Source organism: Candidatus Paceibacterota bacterium, from assembly GCA_028711505.1.
In the GTDB taxonomy this organism is placed as follows: domain Bacteria; phylum Patescibacteriota; class Minisyncoccia; order JAHISW01; family Tagabacteraceae; genus JAQTSC01.
Genome location: JAQTSC010000004.1, coordinates 40,635 through 62,706 on the forward strand (window position 1 = coordinate 40,635; position 22,072 = coordinate 62,706).

At 42.2% G+C, this 22,072-nt stretch carries 21 protein-coding genes and 1 tRNA gene; 13 read left to right on the forward strand and 9 right to left on the reverse strand.

Annotated elements, in window-relative coordinates; genetic code table 11:
• Nucleotides 1-4: 4 nt before the first annotated feature.
• The 7 genes from PHC85_02400 to nusA all read right to left on the reverse strand — a co-directional run bounded on the left by PHC85_02400 (nucleotide 5) and on the right by nusA (nucleotide 5,691).
• On the reverse strand, nucleotides 5-811 hold the full coding sequence (locus tag PHC85_02400) for a hypothetical protein (GenBank protein MDD5032938.1): 807 nt from the start codon (nucleotides 809-811) through the stop codon (nucleotides 5-7).
• 172 nt (nucleotides 812-983) lie between these two features.
• Nucleotides 984-1,190, reverse strand: coding sequence for a helix-turn-helix transcriptional regulator (locus tag PHC85_02405; protein ID MDD5032939.1), 207 nt, complete (start codon nucleotides 1,188-1,190; stop codon nucleotides 984-986).
• Between the two features lie 283 nt (nucleotides 1,191-1,473).
• Nucleotides 1,474-1,698 (reverse strand): hypothetical protein, encoded by a 225-nt coding sequence (locus PHC85_02410; protein ID MDD5032940.1) that lies wholly within the window; start codon nucleotides 1,696-1,698, stop codon nucleotides 1,474-1,476.
• Nucleotides 1,699-3,353: 1,655 nt separating this feature from the next.
• Nucleotides 3,354-3,427, reverse strand: a tRNA-Pro gene (locus PHC85_02415).
• Nucleotides 3,428-3,472: 45 nt separating this feature from the next.
• A complete protein-coding gene (locus PHC85_02420; GenBank protein MDD5032941.1) occupies nucleotides 3,473-4,027 on the reverse strand; it encodes a cob(I)yrinic acid a,c-diamide adenosyltransferase in 555 nt (184 codons plus the stop codon).
• An 8-nt stretch (nucleotides 4,028-4,035) separates the two neighbouring features.
• Nucleotides 4,036-4,431 (reverse strand): YraN family protein, encoded by a 396-nt coding sequence (locus PHC85_02425; protein ID MDD5032942.1) that lies wholly within the window; start codon nucleotides 4,429-4,431, stop codon nucleotides 4,036-4,038.
• Between the two features lie 63 nt (nucleotides 4,432-4,494).
• The gene (gene nusA / locus PHC85_02430) at nucleotides 4,495-5,691 is read right to left on the reverse strand and encodes a transcription termination factor NusA (GenBank protein ID MDD5032943.1); all 1,197 of its coding nucleotides are present in this window, start codon (nucleotides 5,689-5,691) and stop codon (nucleotides 4,495-4,497) included.
• 277 nt (nucleotides 5,692-5,968) lie between these two features.
• On the opposite strand from nusA, the gene PHC85_02435 reads away from it, so the two are divergent.
• Both PHC85_02435 and PHC85_02440 read left to right on the forward strand, forming a co-directional pair.
• Nucleotides 5,969-7,222 carry an AAA family ATPase gene (locus PHC85_02435; GenBank protein ID MDD5032944.1) on the forward strand — a complete coding sequence of 418 codons (1,254 nt, stop codon included), beginning with the start codon at nucleotides 5,969-5,971 and terminating at the stop codon, nucleotides 7,220-7,222.
• A gap of 23 nt (nucleotides 7,223-7,245) precedes the next feature.
• Nucleotides 7,246-8,244: a hypothetical protein gene (locus PHC85_02440; GenBank protein MDD5032945.1), complete on the forward strand. Its 999-nt coding sequence runs from the start codon at nucleotides 7,246-7,248 to the stop codon at nucleotides 8,242-8,244.
• Nucleotides 8,245-8,587: 343 nt separating this feature from the next.
• On the opposite strand, the gene PHC85_02445 is transcribed toward PHC85_02440, so the two are convergent.
• Entirely contained in the window at nucleotides 8,588-9,010 is a 423-nt protein-coding gene (locus tag PHC85_02445) for a hypothetical protein (protein MDD5032946.1), read from the reverse strand.
• Nucleotides 9,011-9,014: 4 nt separating this feature from the next.
• Between PHC85_02445 and PHC85_02450 the strand changes: the two genes are divergently transcribed.
• Genes PHC85_02450 through PHC85_02480 form a run of 7 tightly spaced genes read left to right on the forward strand, consistent with a single transcriptional unit; the run spans nucleotide 9,015 to nucleotide 17,622 of the window.
• A complete protein-coding gene (locus PHC85_02450) occupies nucleotides 9,015-9,971 on the forward strand; it encodes a HAMP domain-containing sensor histidine kinase (GenBank protein MDD5032947.1) in 957 nt (318 codons plus the stop codon).
• 26 nt (nucleotides 9,972-9,997) lie between these two features.
• Entirely contained in the window at nucleotides 9,998-10,369 is a 372-nt protein-coding gene (locus PHC85_02455; GenBank protein MDD5032948.1) for a response regulator, read from the forward strand.
• A gap of 21 nt (nucleotides 10,370-10,390) precedes the next feature.
• Entirely contained in the window at nucleotides 10,391-12,142 is a 1,752-nt protein-coding gene (locus PHC85_02460; protein MDD5032949.1) for a GspE/PulE family protein, read from the forward strand.
• Nucleotides 12,143-12,193: 51 nt separating this feature from the next.
• Nucleotides 12,194-13,408 (forward strand): type II secretion system F family protein, encoded by a 1,215-nt coding sequence (locus tag PHC85_02465; GenBank protein MDD5032950.1) that lies wholly within the window; start codon nucleotides 12,194-12,196, stop codon nucleotides 13,406-13,408.
• 16 nt (nucleotides 13,409-13,424) lie between these two features.
• On the forward strand, nucleotides 13,425-15,182 hold the full coding sequence (locus tag PHC85_02470) for a prepilin-type N-terminal cleavage/methylation domain-containing protein (GenBank protein ID MDD5032951.1): 1,758 nt from the start codon (nucleotides 13,425-13,427) through the stop codon (nucleotides 15,180-15,182).
• The gene (locus PHC85_02475) at nucleotides 15,183-16,163 is read left to right on the forward strand and encodes a prepilin-type N-terminal cleavage/methylation domain-containing protein (protein ID MDD5032952.1); all 981 of its coding nucleotides are present in this window, start codon (nucleotides 15,183-15,185) and stop codon (nucleotides 16,161-16,163) included. It abuts the gene before it with no gap.
• A complete protein-coding gene (locus tag PHC85_02480) occupies nucleotides 16,117-17,622 on the forward strand; it encodes a hypothetical protein (protein ID MDD5032953.1) in 1,506 nt (501 codons plus the stop codon). The genes PHC85_02475 and PHC85_02480 overlap by 47 nt, the downstream gene beginning before the upstream one ends.
• 6 nt (nucleotides 17,623-17,628) lie before the next feature.
• On the opposite strand, the gene PHC85_02485 is transcribed toward PHC85_02480, so the two are convergent.
• A complete protein-coding gene (locus PHC85_02485; protein ID MDD5032954.1) occupies nucleotides 17,629-18,492 on the reverse strand; it encodes a PHP domain-containing protein in 864 nt (287 codons plus the stop codon).
• 65 nt (nucleotides 18,493-18,557) lie between these two features.
• Here PHC85_02485 and PHC85_02490 point away from each other — a divergent pair, with 65 nt between their 5' ends.
• The 4 genes from PHC85_02490 to PHC85_02505 all read left to right on the forward strand — a co-directional run.
• Entirely contained in the window at nucleotides 18,558-18,794 is a 237-nt protein-coding gene (locus tag PHC85_02490) for a HypC/HybG/HupF family hydrogenase formation chaperone (GenBank protein MDD5032955.1), read from the forward strand.
• On the forward strand, nucleotides 18,784-19,692 hold the full coding sequence (locus tag PHC85_02495) for a DMT family transporter (GenBank protein MDD5032956.1): 909 nt from the start codon (nucleotides 18,784-18,786) through the stop codon (nucleotides 19,690-19,692). The genes PHC85_02490 and PHC85_02495 overlap by 11 nt, the downstream gene beginning before the upstream one ends.
• The gene (locus PHC85_02500) at nucleotides 19,649-20,347 is read left to right on the forward strand and encodes a DUF6390 family protein (GenBank protein ID MDD5032957.1); all 699 of its coding nucleotides are present in this window, start codon (nucleotides 19,649-19,651) and stop codon (nucleotides 20,345-20,347) included. The genes PHC85_02495 and PHC85_02500 overlap by 44 nt, the downstream gene beginning before the upstream one ends.
• A 134-nt stretch (nucleotides 20,348-20,481) precedes the next feature.
• Nucleotides 20,482-22,072: hypothetical protein (locus PHC85_02505; GenBank protein ID MDD5032958.1), on the forward strand; the 1,591-nt coding region annotated here is incomplete at its 3' end.

The window sequence follows — 22,072 nt, forward strand, 5'->3', positions numbered from 1 at the left end:
TTTATTACTTTCTTTTAAATATTCCAAGCTTTGCCTCCTCCTGTTGATGATATTCAAAATAGCTACCACCCAATACTTCACCTCGCTTTTCATTTTCTTCTTTTTCTGTGTTATTCGCTTTTTCTAATACAAAATCAAATCCAAGTCGTTCGGCCGTTTCCTTTATTTGTTCGATAATTTTTGAATCTTTATACAGCTGGTGTGTTTCCTCGAGAGTTGTTTTTTCGGTATATTCCTCATCATATGCCTCCGGATCCATATTTTTAACTCGCTTTTCTTCTGCTATCTCTTCCGATGTCAAATCCGAAACTTTCTTCCAGACAAACTCGTTTTCTTCAAAATCAAATTTCCCCTTCCATTTAGTTGCTTTATAAATGGAAATAGGATAAATATATGCCGCTCGATCCGTAACTCGCAATATTTCGGGCAATTCTTTTTCTAAAAATGTTTTTAAATCTAGAGAGTGTTTTGGCACCGAGTCAGAAACAATAGCCACGCTTAATGCCCTATCTTTTAGGGGAAGTTTGGCAAGATCAGCCACTATATACTTTGATTTCGCTTTTTCAATCACCGCTTGTATAGTTTCCGTATAATCTATAAATGGATTCTCAAATCCCATATTTCTTTCAAGTTCATTGGGCAATTTTTTTGCAGGATATTTATAAATATCATTCAATGGACCTAATTGAAATTTTCTCTTAATAACCCCGCTGTACCGGGTTTGATTGGCTTCGTGCATCAAATCAATCGGAACCACATCGATGCCTCTTAACTCACCTTCCGCAGGAATTGTGGAAAAACTGGCACCCAAATCGCCAATCGGTTTTCCGGTTTTTTTATAAATCTCAGAAAGATTTTGCCAGCTCAAATTTAGATGCGGAAAAAGCTCGAAACTGCTGTCATTGCCAAGCCATCTAAATTCTTCTTTGTTTTCTCTCTTTTCTACATATTCCGGTAACTTTTCATAAAATTTAGGCATAAATTTATTTTAACAATTCATCCGCCGAAACTCCAAGAGCCTTAGCTAATTTCTGAATTGTTGCAAGCGTTGGGTTTCTTTTTCCATTTTCAATCCCGCTGATATAAGCTCGGTGAACTTCTAATTTGCGAGAGATTGCGCCCTGCGACAATTTTTTAGCGGTTCTAATCCGCTTTAGATTTTGACCAAGTTTTGTTGATATTTCGACCATAAGATTATTTACATTGTATCTCTTGTTGCATTATTAGGCAATGTTGTATTATAATGATACATATGAATAAGGGGAGCAAATTTGTTGTGTGCGCACGGGTGGGTGGGGCAAACACAACCCCTTTTTTCTTGGCGGCGCATTTCGCAAAGCGAAATACGAAATTCGGCGGCGGCGGAAAAATCGGAGTCGGAAAGCGAGGGCGGGCAAAAATTCCTTCCCCCCCCCAACCCCCTTCCTTTTTGCCCGCCCGAGCGTTCAGTTTCTGCCGCGCGAAGCGCGGCAATCAGTCAGGATTTTGTTCAAAAAAGGTTCGCGCTTCGTTCAGCAATTGCGACCAACTTAAACTTTTTTCAAATTCAGAAGCGTTTTGTTGCTCGCTCGCCCCGCCTTCGGCGGGTCTCGCTTCGCAAAAAGCCCTGTATTTCGGAATTAAATCGTAAGGTCGGACAAATTCAAATTCAGTTTTTCGGGAAATCAAACGGCGGTTCGGAATTGCGAAACAATTCACAAATGAAATTTGTATCCAATTTTTTCCGTTTTTGCCAAAGGCAAAAAGACAAAGCAAGTTTTTTAATCCCGCGCTTTTGCGCCGTAGGCGCAATTGCCTAAGGTGACAATTATTAACTTAATGAGGTAAACACTATGAAAATAAAATTTTTTCTCTACGCAAGGAAATCTACCGAAGATGAAGAAAGACAAGTGATGAGCATTGAAGCACAATTAGCGGAGTTGGCGGAATTTGCCAAGCGGGAAAACATAGAAATTGCCGAAACTTTTATTGAGAGCAAAAGCGCAAAGAAACCGGGCCGAGAAATTTTTAACGAGATGATGAGCAAGGTTCACGAGAGCAAAGAGCCAATCGGCTTAATTGCGTGGCACCCCGACCGCTTGGCAAGAAATTCCGTTGACGGCGGACAAATAATTTACAGCATAGACATCGGCAAGATCGTTTCTTTGCGCTTTCCCACTTTTTGGTTTGAGCCAACTCCGCAAGGTTTGTTTATGCTTCAAGTCGCCTTTGGCCAGTCAAAATATTATTCCGACAATTTGTCGGAAAATGTTAAGCGCGGGATTAGGCAAAAACTCAGGCGGGGCGAATGGCCGACACTTGCGCCGTTCGGCTATGTGAATAATCCAAAGACGAGAACCATTGAACCCGAACCGACAAAATCAAGGTGTGTTACCAAAGCGTTTGAGGAATTCGCGCAAGGCCGGCATACTTTAGAATCTTTAGGCCAACGCCTGAGTTTTTGGGGCGTGGTGAGCGGAACCGGAAAACCACTTTGTAAAGCGACACTCCAACGAATGCTGACAAACAAAGTGTATCTCGGTTTAATCGTTCATAACGGCGAAACTTATGAGGGCGGTTTTCCGGCAATTGTTTCCCGAGCGACTTTTGAAGCCGTCCAAAAAGTATTAAAACAGCGAGCAAGACCTCGCAAAAGCAAAAAACGGCATAACTTCCCATTTGTCGGACTTTTAACTTGTGGCGAGTGTGGTGGAGCCATTACCGCGCAATTTGCCCACGGACACGGAGGAACCTATCGCTATTATCGTTGCACCAAAAAGCTCGGTAAATGTTCGCAACGATATTTGCGCGAGGACTTGCTCGCTGAACAATTAAAATTACGGCTTCAAAATGTCGCTCTTTGCGACGACTGGGCGGAGAAGATGAAAACTCAAGTTGATGTTTGGGAAAAAGATAACGCCCAGTCATCGCAATCTTTTGCCCAAAATCTTGAGGAAAAAATCAAAGAAACGGAAACGAAACTTGATAAACTGGTCAACGCTTTCTTGGACGGCTCTATTGAAAAAGAAACTTACCTTGTCAAAAAAGACGAACTCATCAAAACAAAAACAGACCTTAACAAAAGAAAATCTGATTTTGGGCGAAAGGGAAACAATTGGATTGAACCTTTGCGGGAATGGATAAAGACTGCTCACCACGCCGAAAAACTTGCTTTGTCCAATGATTTTTATGAAATAAAATCATTGGCGGAAAAAATTGGAACGAACCGCCGTTTGATTTCCCGAAAAACTGAATTTGAATTTGTCCGACCTTACGATTTAATTCCGAAATACAGGGCTTTTTGCGAAGCGAGACCCGCCGAAGGCGGGGCGAGCGAGCAACAAAACGCTTCTGAATTTGAAAAAAGTTTAAGTTGGTCGGGGCGCCGAGACTTGAACTCGGACTACAACCTCCCAAAGGTCGCGTGCTGCCATTACACTACGCCCCGATTATGGCGCCACCATCATCCAGCTGGCCCGTTTCATATGAAACGCTAAAATTCAATTCCCTTTCTCGCTAAAATTCCTTTTTTGAAAGGGTGCTTTTTGTTTTCAAAAAAAGTAATGTAATCAGCTTTAGAAAAAATTTTTTTGTTCGCTTTTCTCCCTGTTAAAACAAGTTCGGTCCTATCAGACTTGTCTTTTATAATGTCCAATATCTTTTGGACATTTACAAGACCCATAAATTCGCTAACGCATATTTCATCCAAAACCACCAAGTCATATTTTCCCGAACAAACCACTTTTTTAGCTTCTTTCGTTGCTTTTTCAGCTTCTTTTTTATCAATTTCTTTTGCCTCCCCTTTTCTTATAAACTCCAGTTTCCCGAATTGCTTGATGTCTATTTTACCCAGTTTTTTCAAGGATTTTATTTCTCCGTAAGGGTATTTCCCTTTCATAAACTGAATTAAACAGCATTTTAAGTCTTGTCCGGCCGCTCTTGTTAAAAGGCCTATTCCGGCGCTTGTTTTGCCCTTTCCGTCTCCGGTGTAGACATGAACAAGTCCTGTTTTGGTTTTTGCGTTTTTCCAAGCGGGTCTTTGTTTCATGTGAACCATTATTCAAAAATAATGTTTTCCGTAATTCTTATTTTATTCTCTCTTGTTTCTGAGTCTACCAAAATAGCAAAAACATCAATTTGGAATTCTGTGTTTTCTGAAATATTTTTTTCCGCCAGATAAGTTTTTATCGTTTTCTCCAACCGTTGTTTTTTATGGAAGTGGACATTTGCTTCCGGTATTAGATTTTCAAAGTCTGTTTCATATGAAACAGACTTAACTTCTATAAAATGCAAGATCTTTTTATTCCGAGTCTTGTCAAAGGATTCTGCTATCACATCTATCTCTCCCCATTTTTTTCTGTAATTTCTTTCAAGGATTTTATATCCGTGTTTCACAAGATGTTTCACGGTAATATCTTCCCCTTCTTTTCCTAGGTTGAGATGCTGAGCCATTTTAAAAAAGGATTTTAGGATTCTTTAGAGTTTCATATGAAACTCTAAAAAAGACCTTTTTGCTTATTTTTGTTGTTCCTGCTCAACGCCTTTCCCACTAACTTCGCCTTCTTCCGTTGCCTGCGCGATAGATTCGCCGGCTCTTGAACAAATATCAAGTTTCCACCCTGTTAGTTTTGCGGCTAACCGTACATTTTGACCTCTTTTCCCAATTGCCAAAGATACTTGTTCTTCAGAAACCATAACAGAAGCTTCTTTTCCGTGCGGTTTTATCTCTACTTCCAAAACTTTTGCCGGAGAAAGGGAATTGGCGATAAGGCTGGATGGTTCGTCAGACCATTCTATAATGTCTATTTTTTCGCCGCCAAGCTCGGAAATAATAGTGCTTACACGAACCCCTTTCTGTCCGACGCAGGATCCGACAGGGTCAATTTCCTCTTTGTTTGAGGAAACCGCAATTTTGGAACGAGAACCTGCTTCTCTGGCAACGCTTTTTATTTCCACTATTCCGTTGGATATTTCCGGCACTTCCATTTCAAAAAGCTTGGTAAGAAATTTTGGATGTGTTCGGGAAAGGTAGATATTTATGCCTTTTGGAGTTTGCTCTATGAGGAAAATAATAGCTTTTATGCGTTCTCCAAGCCTGTATCTTTCTCCTCTGACCTGTTCTTCTCGCGGCAAAACAGCCGTGGCGCGGCCTAAATCAAGGAAAATATTTCCACCCTCTATTCTTTGGATAATACCGCTCGCTATTTCTCCTTCTTTATTCTTAAATTCGCCGTAAATTGAGTCTCTTTCCGCTTCTCTGATGCGTTGGATTATAACTTGTTTGCCTGTTTGAGCCGCTATTCTTCCGTAATCTGCCTGTGATTCGAGTGAAAAAATAAGTTCATCTCCGGTTTTTACGTCTTTTCTGATTTTTTGAGCCTCTTTTATCATTATATGCCGTTCTGGATTGAATCTTATTTTGCGAATTTCTCCCTCTTCGAGCGGTTCTTCGACGATTTCTTCTGTTTCTTCGTTTTCTTCTCCTGTTTCAGGTTTTATCATTGTTTCGTCCAAGACTGTTTTTATCTGGGAAAACTCGGTTTTACCTGTCTTAAGGTCAAATTTAGCCCTTATAATTTGGCCTTTTTTGCCGTAATCCTTTTTATAGGCAGCCGCCAGCGCGTCTTCAAGGGTCTCTATAATTTTTTCTTTTGGGATATTTTTTTCGGTTTCCAGCTGTTCCAATGTTGATTGAAGAGTTTTTAGGTCAATCATATGTAAGTAATTTTAATTATAAACTTTAAATTCTAAGGTTTCTTTAAAAGTTTCTATTTAAAAATCCGCTCGGCTTAAGCAGAACGGATTCTTTTTTAAGAATAGGGGAACTTTTTTAAATTGTCAAATCTATTGACAAAAACGGGAATGTTTGCTTTACTTGGCGGTGAATTGTCCGTTGAAAAAAATCTTTTTGGCAATGCAGCTATGGAGAGAAAGGAGTTAGGAATACCACATTGGAAAAAACCTATTATAGTATGAAGGAGGAAATAGTATGGCGGCAAAATTGTGCGGTCAAAATTTGAAAGACGCGGTAAAGGTTTACAATGAAATGTTTGCTGACCTTAAACGGTGTTTTGTCGGCAGAGATCATGTTGTGGATGTTCTGAGATATGCTGTTGCTCAATGCCAACATGTTTTGATTTTCGGCGACCCTGGTACGGCCAAAACGGCCATCTTTGACGTATTTTTCTCCGGAATTGAAGGTGCCAACGGATTTCATGTCGAGCTCAATATGTTTATGACGGCGGACGAACTTTTCGGTCCGCTTAATCCGAAGAAAATGCGAGAAGAAGGTGTCCTTGAACATAATATAGAAGGGATGTTGCCTCAAGCAAATTTGGCACGGCTTGGAGAGTTTCTCGATGCCAATATGCCGCTTTTGCGTTCGACTTTGTCGGCGTTAAACGAGCGCCGGTTCATCAGAGGCAAACAGGCAGTGAATATTCCTTTGATTACGGCCTATTGCGACACAAATACGCCTCCAGGCGTGTTTTTGGCAAAGAATCCGCAGGCGTGGGCTGTTTTCGACCGTTTTTTGTTCATCACAGAAGCTCCGTATTTGGATAATGCCGGCGATTTGGGGGAGATGATTCGGCGTTTCCAAATGGCCGAAGTGGGAAAACTGAAATCAAAGATTTCTTTGTCTTTGATTCGAGAAATCAGTCGGCTGATTGTCGAACCACCTTCGCTTTTTACCAATCCGGCGTTTTTCCTCTCCATGGGGGAAGCTTTGTGTGAGTATAGGCAGAAGAGGCGGGGCCTTATCGCGAACAAAAGGATTTTACAGATTATGCCTGATATTTCGGACCGTCGGATTTGTTGGGCAACCCAAATGGCAGAAGCACACGCGGTTTTAGACGACGCTAGAACCGAGATTTTTCCGGAAGATATCCTGCATTTACATTACGCCTTGGGCACAACCGAAGACGAAAAAGCGCTTTGGCTGAGTATCGCCGAAAGATACGTGGAAAAGATAAAAGAAACAATGAAACTTCAGTTAAGCGATTTACAATACGCCGCGCTGGAAGGTTTTGTGAAGGAAATGGAACAATTGGTTCCTGCTTCCTGCAATAATCCGGAAGCTTTGCGTCAGTCGAATAAAAGGGCGGGTGAAATTTCGCGTCAGATTGCGGCCATTGTGCCGGAAAAACCCGAAGTTGACGCCTTTAAACAGAAAGCGAAACAGACCGCCGTTGACGTCCTTAAGGATATTCAGAAAAAGATGCAGGAGTATCTGAACGGGTAGAAAAGCGAGAAGGGAGGTGCTTTATGATCGGTTTAATGGCGGCGGCAGCCGCCGCTGGTTTAGCCACGTTTCTTCTTTGTTTTCTTCTAGAAAGGATAGCAAGGAAGCGAGACAAGGAGAGGCAAAAGGAGGATCGGGCTTGGAGTGAGGCAGAAAAGCAGGCGGGGGAAGAGGCAGAGGCAAAAAGGCAGGCAGAGGAAAAAAAAGAGGCAGAAAGGGCGGAAGCAGAAAGGCGGGCAAGAGGAGAAGAAGAGCGGAGAAAAAATGTTGAACGTTTGAATCGAGAACAGAGAAGAAATGAACTTCTGGAGAGAATCGTTCGCGAGACGGAGTTTTCTTTGGGTGAGACGGAGGTTTTATCTGATTCGACTGACCCGGAGGCCGTTTCGCGACCATCAATAGTTCCCACCGGTTTCATTGACATCAGGCCTGTGCAAAGTATGGAGGAAATTCGCAATATCCTTCCTGTTCAGCAATTGATGGATGACGAAAGCTTTTACGCGAGCCTTGCAGCGCACCAGCTTTTGGTTCTTCAGCCGATGGAGTTTACGGTAAAGGCAAAAAAAGTTTTAGTCTTGCTCGTTGACCGTTCAGACAGTATGAAAGAACTCGGCCGTGTTTTTTGGGCCATAGCATTGGTTGAAAAGATGGCAGATAAGTGTTTGGACGCCGGTGCTTGCCTTATTCTGAAGGTTTTTACAGAGTTTATAGAAAGCGTTGCCAAGGCGGAGACTCCGGAACAATTTGCCGAGCTAAAAAGGCAATTGCCTCACTTGCTTTCCCCGGACGGAGGCACAAACATTCAAGTCGCCCTTAAAAGTGCTATTGGCGAACTTTCTTCTTCTAAGATATCGGAGAAGAAAATCCTTTTGGCAACTGATGGTGATTGTCCGATAGATGAGAATGACCTTCTTTTGAGTCTTAAGGAAAATAATATATCCCTGCGTACCGTATGCATAAGCGGAGAACACGCAGGGTTGATGAGAATTTCGGAGTTTTACGATGTTCTTTGGGATCATTAATCATTATGAAAAGGCCGTTTCTCTTTGCCAATTGGCAAAATTGAGGAATGGCCTTTTGTTTTTTTGCAAAACGTTGATTATGCCGTTTGGCGGTTTTCCGGCAGAAATTCCACAGTTTTTTCTGTAATCGCAAAATTTATTCTCGAAATTTTTTCGGGTCTGCTATTTTAACTTCGCCAATAAGGCTTTTTCCTTATTCTTTATCGGAATATCTTTAGCCAAGACCTTCAAATCTGTTCACAAACTTAAAGTATCACGAAACCGCGTCCGGTAAAAATATAATCGCTTAAAGGTTTTGTCAATAAAAACGAGAGAAAATTAAATCGTCAAATTTAGCTGAAAATTAGTGTTTTAGCTCGTTTTGCCCCAATTCGTAAAGCTTTTTTATGAGCTCTTCGGGATAGCCCGTCTTTTTGCTTACCGCGGCAATAGCTCCGCTTAAATTTTCTTTAAATGTTTTTGACTTTTCCAGCCCCGCTTGTTCAAGAGACTGGGGTATCCACCTCGGGTTTGAAAGAATTCTGTTAAGCTCGTGATCTTCTCTGTTTTTTATCTGCTCGGCCGCCTTGGTAGTTTTAGCTTCGGCTTCCGGGTCGGGCATGTTTTCTTTCGTTTTTGGAAATCCGAAAGCGGCGGATTCCGCACTTTCTGTCCTTTTGAATATGTTCATTTTTTCATTATACTTTGCGATGCTAAAACTCGCAATTTCAGAAAGGAAACGCATTCTGTGGATTAGTTTTTGTTCTTTTTTTGGTATAATAAACATACTTATGGAAAAACTTTTTTCCAAAATAATTGACTCTTTAAATTTCAAAAAATACTGCCAGGACTACAAGGTGGGAATTTGGGAATGTCCGCCTTTTATTTTTACTTTAATGGGCGCGATAATCGGTATCGCTATCTTGACGACGTATTATGTCGGACGGCTTTACACGGATCCCTATGTTTTGATTTTGATACTTTGTATTGTGGCGGTCGCGCTTTTTATTCTGAGTTATTTTATCGTGAATTCTTTTGAACGCATCGCTTTCGCTTCAAGGGAAAAATCCGAGTTTATCGGCATAATGTCGCATCAATTGAGGGGTCCTTTGGCTTCAATAAAATGGCAGATAGACCTTTTGCTTGGAAACGGCGGAAGCAATAATCAGCTTGAGCAAAAATTTCGCGAGTCGCTTATCGCCGTTGATGAGCAGAACGAGAGAATGCTGCGCATGGTGAGCGACCTTTTGGAAATTAGCCGCATTGAAAGCAGGACGCTGGTGCTTATGAAATCTTCTTTTCCTTTGCAGGAACTGGCAAAAGAAATTGTTGATAAATACGCGGAGAAATCTTCTTATCTTGGCGTCAATTTGGTCTTTTCTTCTTCGGGCGACAACCTGGTGGTGGCGGCCGACAAAATGAAAATAGGGGAAGCGCTTTCCCGTATAATAGACAATGCCATGAGATACAGTTCGCACGGCGGGAAAATAATGGTTTTTTTGAATAAGGAAAACAACAATGCCCGGTGTTTGGTTAATGACGAAGGCGCCGGAATTCCGGAAGAAGAATCAAAAAATTTATTTAAGAAATTTTTTAGAGGCTCTTTGGCGGATAAGTACAAACACGACGGGCTCGGGCTCGGGCTTTATATGGCAAAATCCATAGTAGAATCTTCCGGCGGGGAAATCGGTTTTTCAAGCGTTGAAGGAAAAGGCTCCACTTTTTGGTTTTCTCTTCCCTTAAGATAATTTTACAATTAAGCCCAATTTTAATTATGGCCGCAAAAAAAATTTTATTTATTGAAGATGAACGCCGTTTGCACGAGTTGATGTCTCCTGTTTTAAGGAAAGCCGGATATGAAGTTTTTGACGCTTATGACGGAGAACTCGGGCTTGAAATTTTTAAAGAACAAAAACCGGACCTGGTTATTTTGGATTTGATTCTTCCAAAAAAAGACGGCTTTGAAATTTTGGAAAAAATTCGCGAAGACAAAGAACTGAAAGATACTTCTGTCGCGATACTGACGAACCTTGAGGAGAAATTCGACATAGAAAGAGCGATGGCGTATGGCGCCAGAGCTTATCTCGTTAAAGCCAATTACGGACCGGAGGAAATATTAAAAAAAGTAAATGAAATATTGAATTAAATCGTCCCTCTATTTTTCGGAATGCGCGTTGAACCACAACAATTAAAAGATTTTTTGCTTGATTCCGGGCTTGTCACTTCGGCTGACGTTGAATCCGCGGAAAAAAAGGCCGGGGAAGCAAAACAGGAACTTGGAGAAATCCTCATAAAGGAAAATAAAATTTCCGAAGACGACTTGCGCCGTTTGCAGGCTTATATTTTGGGAATTCCTTTCGTAAATTTGGAAAAAGAAAAACTTGATTTTGAAATTTTGTCGCACATACCCGAGCCGATAGCAAAATCGTATAACATCATCGCTTTTAAGAGGACGGGAAATAATCTGGAAGTGGCGATGCTTGACCCGAATGACCTTGAGGCCATAGATTTTGTCAGGAAAAAATCCAATTTTAAAATTTTACCCAGGCTTACGACGCGCGAATCCATAAAACACGGGCTTCAGCAGTATCACAAAAGCTTGCAGGCGGAGTTCAGCGAAATAATAAAAAAAGAATCGGCGGAAATAAAAACCATAGGCGTGACCGAAGGGGAGGAAGTGAATCCTGAAGATTTGAAAAAGATGGCTGAAGATTTGCCCGTGGTGAGGATAGTGGATACGCTGCTTCAGCACGCGATAATACAGAGGGCGTCGGATATTCATATTGAACCAAGAGAAAAAGAAGTTCTCGTGAGATATCGCATCGACGGAATTTTGCGCGATACTATGGATTTGCCCGGAGATGTTTCAGACGCGATAATCGCCCGCATAAAAATTCTTTCCAATTTGAGGCTTGATGAAAAACGCCTGCCGCAGGACGGAAGATTTAAAATTGAAACGGAAGGTTCCAAAGTTTCTTTCAGGGTTTCCATACTTCCCGTTTCCGGCGGAGAAAAAGCGGTTTTACGTCTTTTGCCCGAAGATTCAAAAGGATTTTCTCTTGAAGTGCTCGGTTTTTTCGGTGATCAACTGGAAGCGGTGCAAAAAGCAATGAACAGGCCGCATGGGTTGATTCTTGCGACAGGCCCTACCGGTTGCGGCAAGACCACTACTCTTTACACTGTTTTGGATATAGTGAATACGCCGGAAGTGAATATTTGCACAATTGAAGATCCGATTGAATACCAAATTCCGCGAATAAACCAGACACAGGTAAAACCCGATATCGGTTTTACTTTCGCAAACGGGCTTCGGTCTTTAGTCAGGCAAGACCCGGATATAATAATGGTCGGCGAAATAAGAGACGGCGAAACGGCGTCTCTTGCAATCAACGCCGCCCTTACCGGACATTTGGTTTTTTCAACTTTGCATACCAATTCAGCCGCCGGCGCGATTCCAAGACTTTTGGATATGAAAGTGGAATCTTTTCTTCTGGCTTCAACTTTGGATTTGATTATCGCGCAAAGGCTTGTCCGAACTCTTACGAATTCAAAAAAGCCTTACAAACTTTCCAAAAAAGAAATTGAAGAACTTGGCAAAGAAGTGGACTTGAAAAGAGTTTTGGAATTTTTAAAAAATTTGAAACTGGCCAAACCGGATCAGGCTCTTGAAGATATCACTTTTTATAAACCGGAACCGTCAGCCGAAAGTCCGGACGGATACAAGGGAAGAATCGGAATTCACGAAACACTTTCGATGCGCGACACGATAAGAACGCTTATAATGAAGAACGCGACTTCCGATGAAATAGAAGAACAGGCAAAAAAAGAGGGAATGATTACGATGTTTGAAGACGGAATAATCAAGTCGGCGCAGGGAATTACCAGCATAGAGGAAGTCTTTCGTGTGACGAGAGAATAAAAACAATTTATATTTTTAGCGGTTTTTGTTTATTATCAATAAAAACGAAAAATGCCTATATTTAAATTTACCGCAAAAAATTTGAACGGCAGTTCCTTAAATGGAGCCCGGGAAGCCGAAGACAAATTTGATTTGGGCAGGAAGCTCAAGGCGGAAGGATATATGCTTGTTGAGTGCAGCGAAGAAAAAACGGGAAGGAAAGCCGCGTCTTTTTTTTCCGGAATATTGGGAGGAGTTCCTCTTGAAGAAAAAATGATTTTTACGCGCAATCTGGCGGTGATGATTTCGGCCGGTCTGCCTTTGGCGCGCGCGTTGAAAGTGCTTACGAAGCAGGCAAAAAGCAAAAAATTCAAGGATGCACTTTCCGATATCTCGGATATGCTTAGCAAGGGTAAGCCGCTTCATGAAAGCTTGGACAAATACCCGAAAATTTTCTCGCATCTTTACGTGGCCATGGTGAAAGCGGGAGAAAGAAGCGGCAAAATAGACGGCGCCCTTAAATTGGTTGCACAGCAGCTGGAAAATGATTTTATTCTTAAAAGAAAAGTGAGGGGCGCCATGATTTATCCGGCAATTCTTGTCTGCGCCATGGTCGCGATAGGAATTTTGATGCTTATATACGTGGTGCCGACGCTGGTTTCCACTTTTGACGAACTCGGCGTTGACCTTCCTGCAAGCACTCAAGTGATAGTCTGGCTCAGCAACTCTCTTATTTCCAATTCGTTTGTTATTTTAGTTTTTGCCGTGATTTTGTTCCTGGCGGCAGTTTGGCTTTTGAGAATGCCGGCGGTAAAAAAGGGCATAGATTTTTCGTTTTTGTACCTTCCGATAATATCTCCTCTTGTCAGAAAAATAAATTCAGCCAGATTTGCAAGAACGCTGTCTTCTCTTATTTCTTCCGGCGTGGATATTCTTGAAGCGTTTGATATGACTGCCGGAGTTACCCAAAATTTTTATTATAAAAAAATTATAGCGTCGGCAAAACAGGAAATACAAAAAGGTTCTTCAATCTCCGCTCCTTTTAAACAGGCGGATAATGTTTTTCCTCCGCTGATAGGCGAAATGATATCTGTCGGCGAAGAAACGGGAAAACTGTCGGAAATGCTTTTGCAGATTGCCGAATTTTACGAAGGAGAAGTTTCCGAAGCGACAAAGGATTTGGCCACTGTCATAGAACCGGTTCTGATGGTGATTATCGGCGCGGTTGTGGGATTTTTTGCAATTTCAATGATAAAGCCGATGTACTCGATGATGGGAGGAGTTTAAGGATAAAAAATAAAAAGTGGGAAAAATAAAAATTAACAGAGGTTTTTCTCTTGTTGAAGTTATTGTCGGCACGGCTTTAATGCTTGTGATTTTTGTGGGGCTTTTCGAGGCTTATCGCATGGTCTTTAAAATGATAGGCCAAAGCAGGAGCCGGATTACCGCGACTTCGTTGTCCAATAAACAAATAGAGACGGCAAGAAATTTGCCGTATTCTTCCGTGGGTGTGGTCGGCGGTTTTCCAGAAGGGGTTTTGGAAAGCTCAACAACGACAGTGAGTAATAATATATTGTTTACAATAGAAAACAGGGTGGATTTTGTCGTTGACTCTTCCGACGGGGTGGCTTCCCCGGAAGATGATTGTCCTAATGATTACAAAAGAATTGAAACCAAGGTTTCGTGGTCCGATGGTTTTGGCGGGGAAGTTGTTGCCGGGTCGGACATAGCGCCGGAAAATCTTAGCCAGGAATGTTCTTCCGACGGAGGAATTTTATCCGTTTCCGTTTTTGACAGCCATGGACAGATGGTTTTTTCACCTTTAATTGAAATAAAAGATCCGTTAACGGGTGAAGTGGTAAAATCAGCGTCTCCGTCAAGCGGCCAGCATTATTTTTCTTTGGCGACTTCCACTTACAAGATATCGGTTTCTGCGTCGGGTTTCAGCTCTGAAAATACTTATGCCAGCGGCGATATTTATGGCGGCACAACAATAATTACCCCGGAAAAGCCGAATCTGGCTGTTTTGGAAGGCTTGCTTTCCCAATCAAGTTTATCAATAGACAGAACCGGAGTTTTTTCCGTGGATACAAGTTCTCCATGGGGCAGTGATAGTTTTTCCGATTCTTTTGTTGACGAAAGTAAAATCCTTGAAAAATCCGACGTCGCTGTTTCAAGCGGCGATGCAATGCTGGCGATTGGAGCTGACGGATATTTTCTTTCCGGTTATCTTCTTTCCGTCGGGTCTTCGCCTGTAAATATTTCAAACTGGGACGAATTTTCTTTCAGTGACAATGAGCCGGCTGGCGCCGACCTTAAATATCAGATTTATTATTCTTCCTCAACGGATTGGTACTTGGTCCCCGAAGAAGATTTGGCCGGAAATTCCGAAGGATTTGATATTTCTCCCGTCGATTTGTCGGGATTGCCGATTGCCGATTACGCCGGATTGCGGCTGAAAGCGAATTTTTCAACCGAAAGCACCACTACCACTTCGGTTCTTGAAAACTGGAGCCTTTCGTGGATCACTAGCGACCCGACTCCGATTCCCGGAGCGACTTTTTCTTTAAGAGGAGAAAAATCAGTCGGAGACGATGAATTTGGAGATCCTATTTATAAGTATTTGGAATCGTTTGAATCGGATTCCTCGGGGCATAAAGATATTTCGGATTTGGAATGGGATTCTTACACTTTTTCGACAGAGCCGGCCGGCGGTTTGAATTTGGTGGATATAAATCCTTCTCCTCAGCCAATAGGCCTTTCTCCCTTAGAAAATATTTCAGTCGTTCTTTATCTGGATTCTTCCAATTCTTGTCTGATAACCCTGGAAGACGATATTACGCTTGAGCCGATTTTTTCCGGTTCAATAAGAATGTACAACAGCGGTTTGGGATACGATGAAACTCAATATACGGATGAAAGAGGCCAGACTCTTTTTATTCCGCTTGACGCGGGAACTTACAATTTGGAAATTTCAGGGCCAGGGTACGCGTCGGAAAATTCCAGTGTTTCGGTTTCCGGAAACACACTTAAAACAATAGGGCTGGAGCAGGTTGAATAGATGAAAAATTACAGCAAAAAAGGATTTACTCTCATTGAAACTGTCATCGCGATAGCGATTTTCGCTCTTGCCATGACCGCGGTTTCTTCGTTTATCCTTATGCTTTACCGAAGCCAGCACTATAGCTGGGAACAATCTATTGCTGTTGATGAAGCGCGAAAGGGCGTAGAAACAATGATAAAAGAACTTAGAGAGGCTCATGAGGGCGATGACGGGTCTTATGTTATTGAAAAAGCCGATGATAAGGAAATAGTCTTTTACAGCGACATTGACCAGGATGATGAAACAGAAAGAGTCAGATATTTTCTTGGAAACGTTAATTCCGGCAGCCAGGTAAAAACTTGCGTTACTTATACGTCCGGAGGAAGTTGCAGTGTTTCTTTCTCCGATTTTTTTACCGGCACTTTGCTTTCGGTTCAAGTGCAGGTTTCAGTTGAAGGAGATTTTGGCGCGTCAAACGAAGAAGCGGATGTTTATGCCGATTCTGTTTATTTGAATGAAATTTGCGATAGCGGATGCCAAGATTGCCCCGGAGCTTGGCAGGGGACTTCGGTTTACGATGTTTTTTCTTATGCCGGAGATAATTCTATTCAGTTTGTAGCCGACGCGAATTCCCATGTCGGTCCAAACTGCGATTGGCAAGAACCAGACCATTCCATGAAAGCCAGATTTGAATTGACTTGGACGGAAGAAACCATGGGCACTGATTTGAAAAAGGGGGTTATCGAGCCGACTTCGGCGCCCGTTGAATACCCTTTGGCCCAGGAACAGATTAGCGTTTTGAGCTCGTATGTCATAAACGCCCCCCCGATTTTTGAGTACTTTGATAAAAATGGCGATAAAATAATAGATTCGCCGGCGCGGCTTATTGATACGAAAATGATGAAAATCTTTATGGTTATAGACGCGGACACTGAAAACGACCCGCCGGCGTATGAGCTTGAATCAAATGTCCGGCTTAGAAACCTTAAAAATGAATAAAATAAACAGCACAACAAAAAGAACCGATAGCGGCGCTATAACCATTTTGATTATGGCATTTGGGGCTATATTCATAATATTGCTTGGAGGGCTTTTCGGTTTCGTTTCCTTGCAGCTTCGCCAAAGCGTGGAAAGAGCCGCGTGGAGCGAGGCTTTGCATATTGCCGAAGCGGGAATCGATTATTACAATTGGTGTTTAAATAATGAGGTTGAAGGAAGTTGCGCCGTTGAAAAAGATTATTATGACGCAAACGGAAATCCAGTTGGCGGTTTTTCAATTGAAGTAGACGCCACTATTTCTTGCGGAGAAACGACCAGAAGGCAGATAATTTCAACGGGGTGGACTGACGCCTTTCCCGATGTTAAAAGAAAAGTTTCTGTCTTGTATGGAAAAATGTCGGTTGCTAAATACGCTTACATTCTTAACGACAATGTTTGGATTGGGCAGGACCACGAGATAAGAGGTCCTTACCATTCAAATGGCGGCATAAGAATGGACGGCGATAATCAGTCTCTGGTTTCAAGCGGGCAGGAAGAATGGATTTGCACTTCATCTTTTGGCTGCGGTCCCTCAAGTTTCCAGGGTCAAGGATGGGGGCTTGGCCAATGCGGAGACCCTTGCCATCTTGAAGGCAAAAACTGCTTTTGTCCCGGAGTTTTCACCACGGAAAACGGCAGTGAAGACCTGTTTACTTTTCCGGTTCCGGCTTTTGATTTTGACGGGATAACGATTGACCTGGCTGACATGAAAGATGTCGCCGTTTCTTCCGGAGTCTATCTGCCTCCTTCGGCCGATCTGGACGAAGACGGCCTTGGGTATCACATCAAATTTTTAAACAGCGGTAATTTTGAAGTATGGATTATTACGGAACTTTCAAGAACAGAGGCTTACAGCGAGGAAGAAGACTGGCATTATGATTATTTCACCATCTCGGATGAATATCTTTACAATACTTATGCTCCTCCTTCTTCTTGTTCGGTTGTTTTTGTGGAAGACGATCTTTGGGCTGAGGGCACGGTAAAAGGGAAAATCACGGTCGCTTCGGCGAATCTAATTGATACCGATGTTGATACCGACGTTGTTTTGCCCGGGAATATCGGCTATACGACAACAAACGGCGCTGACGGCCTGGCTTTAACAGGAGAAAGGAATGTTCTAATAGGACCGCAGTCGCCCAATAATATGGAACTTCGCGGAATTTTTATCGCGCAAAAAGGCCGTTTTGGAAGAAATCATTACGAAAATAACGATAAGGACTATTTGGAAATAAACGGTTCGATCATCAGCAACGGCCGCGTGGGAACGCAATGGACTTCGGGCAGTCAGGTGATTTCCGGCTACAGAGAAAGAGAAACATATTTTGACGCGAACTTGATTTATGGAGCTCCTCCTTTCGTCCCTACCCTAAGCTCGGAATTTGAGATGGCTAATTGGGAAGAAATTCCCGATAGCGATTAGAGATTTTTATTTTTCCAAGACAGCGGAGCTGACAGCGCGCCATATATAAGAAAATTTTATTTTGTGCGCGAACATTTCTTCCGGTGTCAGCGGGTCAAGCCGATTTTCGATTTTACCGCTTTTTATCCTTTGGAAGATTTTTTCCGGAGTTTTTTCTTCAACGTTTAATATTACATATCCGCGGTTTAACATTCCCTGAAAATGCACATCGGCGGTTGCTATAAGCTGTTTGTTGTATTTTTCGGCGATTTTTTCCGCTTTTTCGTTAAAATTGAAAGTTTCGTTTGAAAAAATGGAAAGTTCTATCGCGTCAAAAATATCTATATTTTTTTCAAGCAATTGGAAAAGGCTTTTGCTGTCCGGCACAAAAGGATGGGGAGCGAAAACGAATATTTGAGGATTTTGTTTTTTGTATTCTCTAAGTTCTTCAAAATTTTTTATGTCTTCCGCGTTTTCGGGGCAGTTGAGAATTACGACGTCTTTTCCTTCTATGTCGGCTTCAATTCCCCGGATAAGGAGAATATTTTTATCCGCGGCGTACTCGGCGTATCTTTCGTATTTTTCATGTTCAAGAACATTTTCGTGAAACGTCAAAGCGATGGCGTCAAAATTCATTTTTTTGGCCGTGTCTATGAGGTCATAAGTTGAATAAGAAAGATTGTCTATTACATCGTCTCCGGTGTGGATGTGAAACCCGGCTTTTACGGAAAAAGCTCCGTTTTCTTGTTTGTTTTCCGGTATTTTTTTTGCCGATTTCAGCTCCTTTTCAGTTGAAGAATTTCCGTAAGCGGAAATGGCCAAAAAAATAACGACAAAAGCGGCGATTGAAATTATTGAAAGCCGCTTGGCTGTCTTTTTAAGAGATTCCATGGATATAGATATATTATCGTTATATAATGAGATAAACAAATTATAAATAATTTTTTGGTTTTAATATGTGTCTGGCAATTCCGTTAAAAATTAAAAAAATTGAAGGCGATTGGGCCGTGGCAAGCGACGGGAACTTGGAGAAGAAAGTGAACCTCTCGCTTGTTAAGGGCGTGGAAGTCGGAGATTATGTTCTCGCTCACGCGGATATGGCATTGAACAAAGTGGAAAAAGACGAAGCGGAAAGAATTTTAGAGATGACGTCTAATTTAGAAGAGCATAATTGCGAATGCCATGAAAAATAAAGGGATTTACTTTGCTTACGCCGCCGCTTTAATAAGCGGGGTTTCTGTTTTTTTAAATAAGTTCGCGGTGGGTATTTGGGACAATTCTTCGGTTTTTACCACGGCTAAAAATTTGGTTGTGGTGTTTCTTCTGACTTCCTTGCTTCTGTCTCTTAAAAAAATCGGTGAACTGAAAAAGTTGTCAAAAAAACAGTGGCTGCAGATGGTTCTTATCGGTTTTATTGGCGGAAGCATTCCTTTTTTGCTGTTTTTTAAGGGTTTGTCATCGGCTTCGGCCACGAATGCCGCTTTTATACACAAAACGCTTTTTGTCTGGGTGGCTGTCTTGGCCCTGCCTTTTTTGAAAGAAAAAATTTCTTTTTTGCAGCTTATCGCTCTTGGGGCGCTTTTCGGCGGAGTATATTTGTTTTCATCTCCATCCGATTTTAAGATCGGACACGGCGAATTTTTAATTTTCGCGGCTACCTTGATGTGGGCCGTTGAGAATATAATTGCCAAAAAAGTTTTGAAAAATATTTCCTCTTTGGCGGTCGGTTGGGGAAGAATGTTTTTCGGTTCTGCTTTTCTGCTGATGTTTTTGATGTTTACGGGAAATATCTCCGGTCTGTTTTATGGCGTCTCCGGAAAGGGATTTGGCTGGTTGATTTTTTGCTGTTTTCTTCTTTTTGCTTATGTCATCACTTGGTATTCCGCTTTAAAACGATTGCCGGCCATGGTAGTCAGTTCAATTTTGGTTTTGGCCGCTCCCATTACTTCGCTTTTGAATTCTGTTTTTGTCGCTCATCAAATTAAAACAGATTTAATTTTTCCGATTTTTTTAATATTGTTTGGAGTTTTACTCATCGGCAATTTACATGAACGGTTTGCAGCTTTTCATCAAGTACGCTCTTCCTCCTAATGTTTTGGGGTATTGCGGACCCGAAGGACTATCCGCGCAAAAAAACAACGCAGAGGAGTTAAGAAATCTTCTTTCTCGATTTGAGGGCGCGGTGCCTTACCTGCGTCTTATCGCTTTGTCCAATGGGATAAAAGACGAGTTTGACGAGCGGGTGGTGGAAGCTTATTGGTTGGGGAACGACCTGCTTTTGAATGTGCTTAATAAAGATTTGTACGACAGCATTGAGGAGCGTTTTGAAAAGAAAATGAAAAACAAAGAATGGAGATGGTTGGTTTCGCAGTCTATCCCTCAAGCCAAGCCCCATCATGTTTTTCATGTTTTTGAAATTTATCGCCGCGCAGGACTTCTGCGTTCCGGAGCAAAAGACAAAATTTTGGAGACAATGGATAATTGCCGCATCGGGTGGGGAACGGTTAAATCAATCAACGGAGGTTTTGCTTTGGTCGCGTATTCGCCTTTGGAATTTAGAGAAAAAAAATTGTGTTTTGGAAAATCAACCGCAAAAAATTTTTTACTGTTGGATCCGTCCGTTAAAATCGGCGACGAAGTTTCTTTTCACTGGAATCATGTCTGCGATAAAATTACTCCGGATCAAAAAAGAAACTTGGCTTATTGGACCGATTTTCACTTAAAATTGGTGAACAAGACCATTTGATTTGAAGAAAAAACAGAAAAAACTTGTTCGCGGGATAAAAAAGGCGTTTTTTCCGTTAAAACGCCTTTTTTATCCACACTTTTGGATATAATTCATCGCAATCTTTTTTGTGCGGGCTATAATTAAAATAGCCCATGGATGAGCCTGATATTCAAAAAATTCACAAAATTTTTCCGGATAAAATTTCTCTAAAACACGCTGCTAAAAATTACGGATATACTCAACAGCATTTGGGGCTTCTTTGCCGTCGAGGCGAGCTTAAGTCAATGAGAATCGGCAAGAAGTGGTTTACAAAAATTGAATGGATGGAAGAGTATCTAAAAAAAGTGGAAGAACAATATAATAGTCAGGAAAACTATTTTACCGTCAATAAAAATTCTTTTGACAGCCCAAGTTCTAAAAGCGTTTCCGTTTCGTCGTATTTTTTGCCGAAAGCCGCTATCGTTTTTTCTTCGCTTTTGATTTTCTTCTTCTTTTCGCAGGCGGACGCTTCAGTTTTAAAATCAACAGCCGGTCAATTTATAAACGCGTACGCCAAACTTATTCCCGCTTTCTCGGATTTGAATTCTTCTTTTTCTGCCGCGGCGGAGAAGCAAGCCGCTTTGTTGGGCGCGGATAAAAATGATATCGCGAACATTAAAAATGGTTTTGAAAAAAGTATTGATGCCGTTTCCGGCTACACGAAAGCCGCGAGCGACGGCATTGCTAATTTTCCTCAAAATCTTGAAGACGTTTTTGTGGAATTTTTTGACGACGAAAATATTTTTGTATATGACCAAGGCAATAAAGATAATAATATAACCGGCACAGCCTCGGCGTCCGATGAGCTGAAAGCGTTAAGAACGGAATTCGCATTATTAAAATCTCAAAATTCCATCAGCGTGGAACAATCGGTTGCGGAAAAAACCGTAGAAAAAATTATCAGCGGATTATCCCAAAAAGATTTGGATTTAGGGCTCGCCGATCTTAACAGCCGGATTCTCGAGAGGATAGAGGCGGTAAGAAGCGAGCTTCAAAGACAAGCGGCAGGAAATCAAAACACGATTGCTCTTACGAACAGAATAAGCCAGATTTCTTCCCCGACAATTTATACGCCGACTATTTCAGCGCCATCGGTTTCCGGAACCGCGTCTCTTGAAACTTTAACAACAAGCGGAGCCGCCACGCTAAAATCTCTTTCTGTGTCCACCACCGCCAGTGTCGGATCCGATCTTTCCGTGGGCGGAATTTTTAGCGTGAGCACTACGACCGCCACCTCGACTTTTGCGTGGGGCGTGCAGGCAACGTCATTGAATATTACTTCTTCAACCGCTACTTCAACTTTTGCTAATGGATTAGATATTTCAGATGGCTGTTTTGCCGTTGACGGGGTGTGCGTCGGGGGAAGCTCGGGCGGAGTCGGCGATTCAACGGCTATTGGCCAGATTCCATATTACGCGGCCGTAGGATCAGAGTTATCAGCCACATCTTCCTTGTTCATTAATACGAATCAATACATCGGCATCGGCACCACAACCCCCCAATGGCTCACCCAGCTATCCGGCACCCGTCCAACACTCGCTCTTTCCGACAGCAGCGCAGGCGCCAATCTCAAACATTGGCTATTCTCATCAATGGGAGGAAACCTCTACATCGGCACATCCACCGACAGCTACGGAACTTCCACGCCATCGGCGTTAACAATACTAAACAGCGGATACACGGGCATCGGCACGACAACCCCGG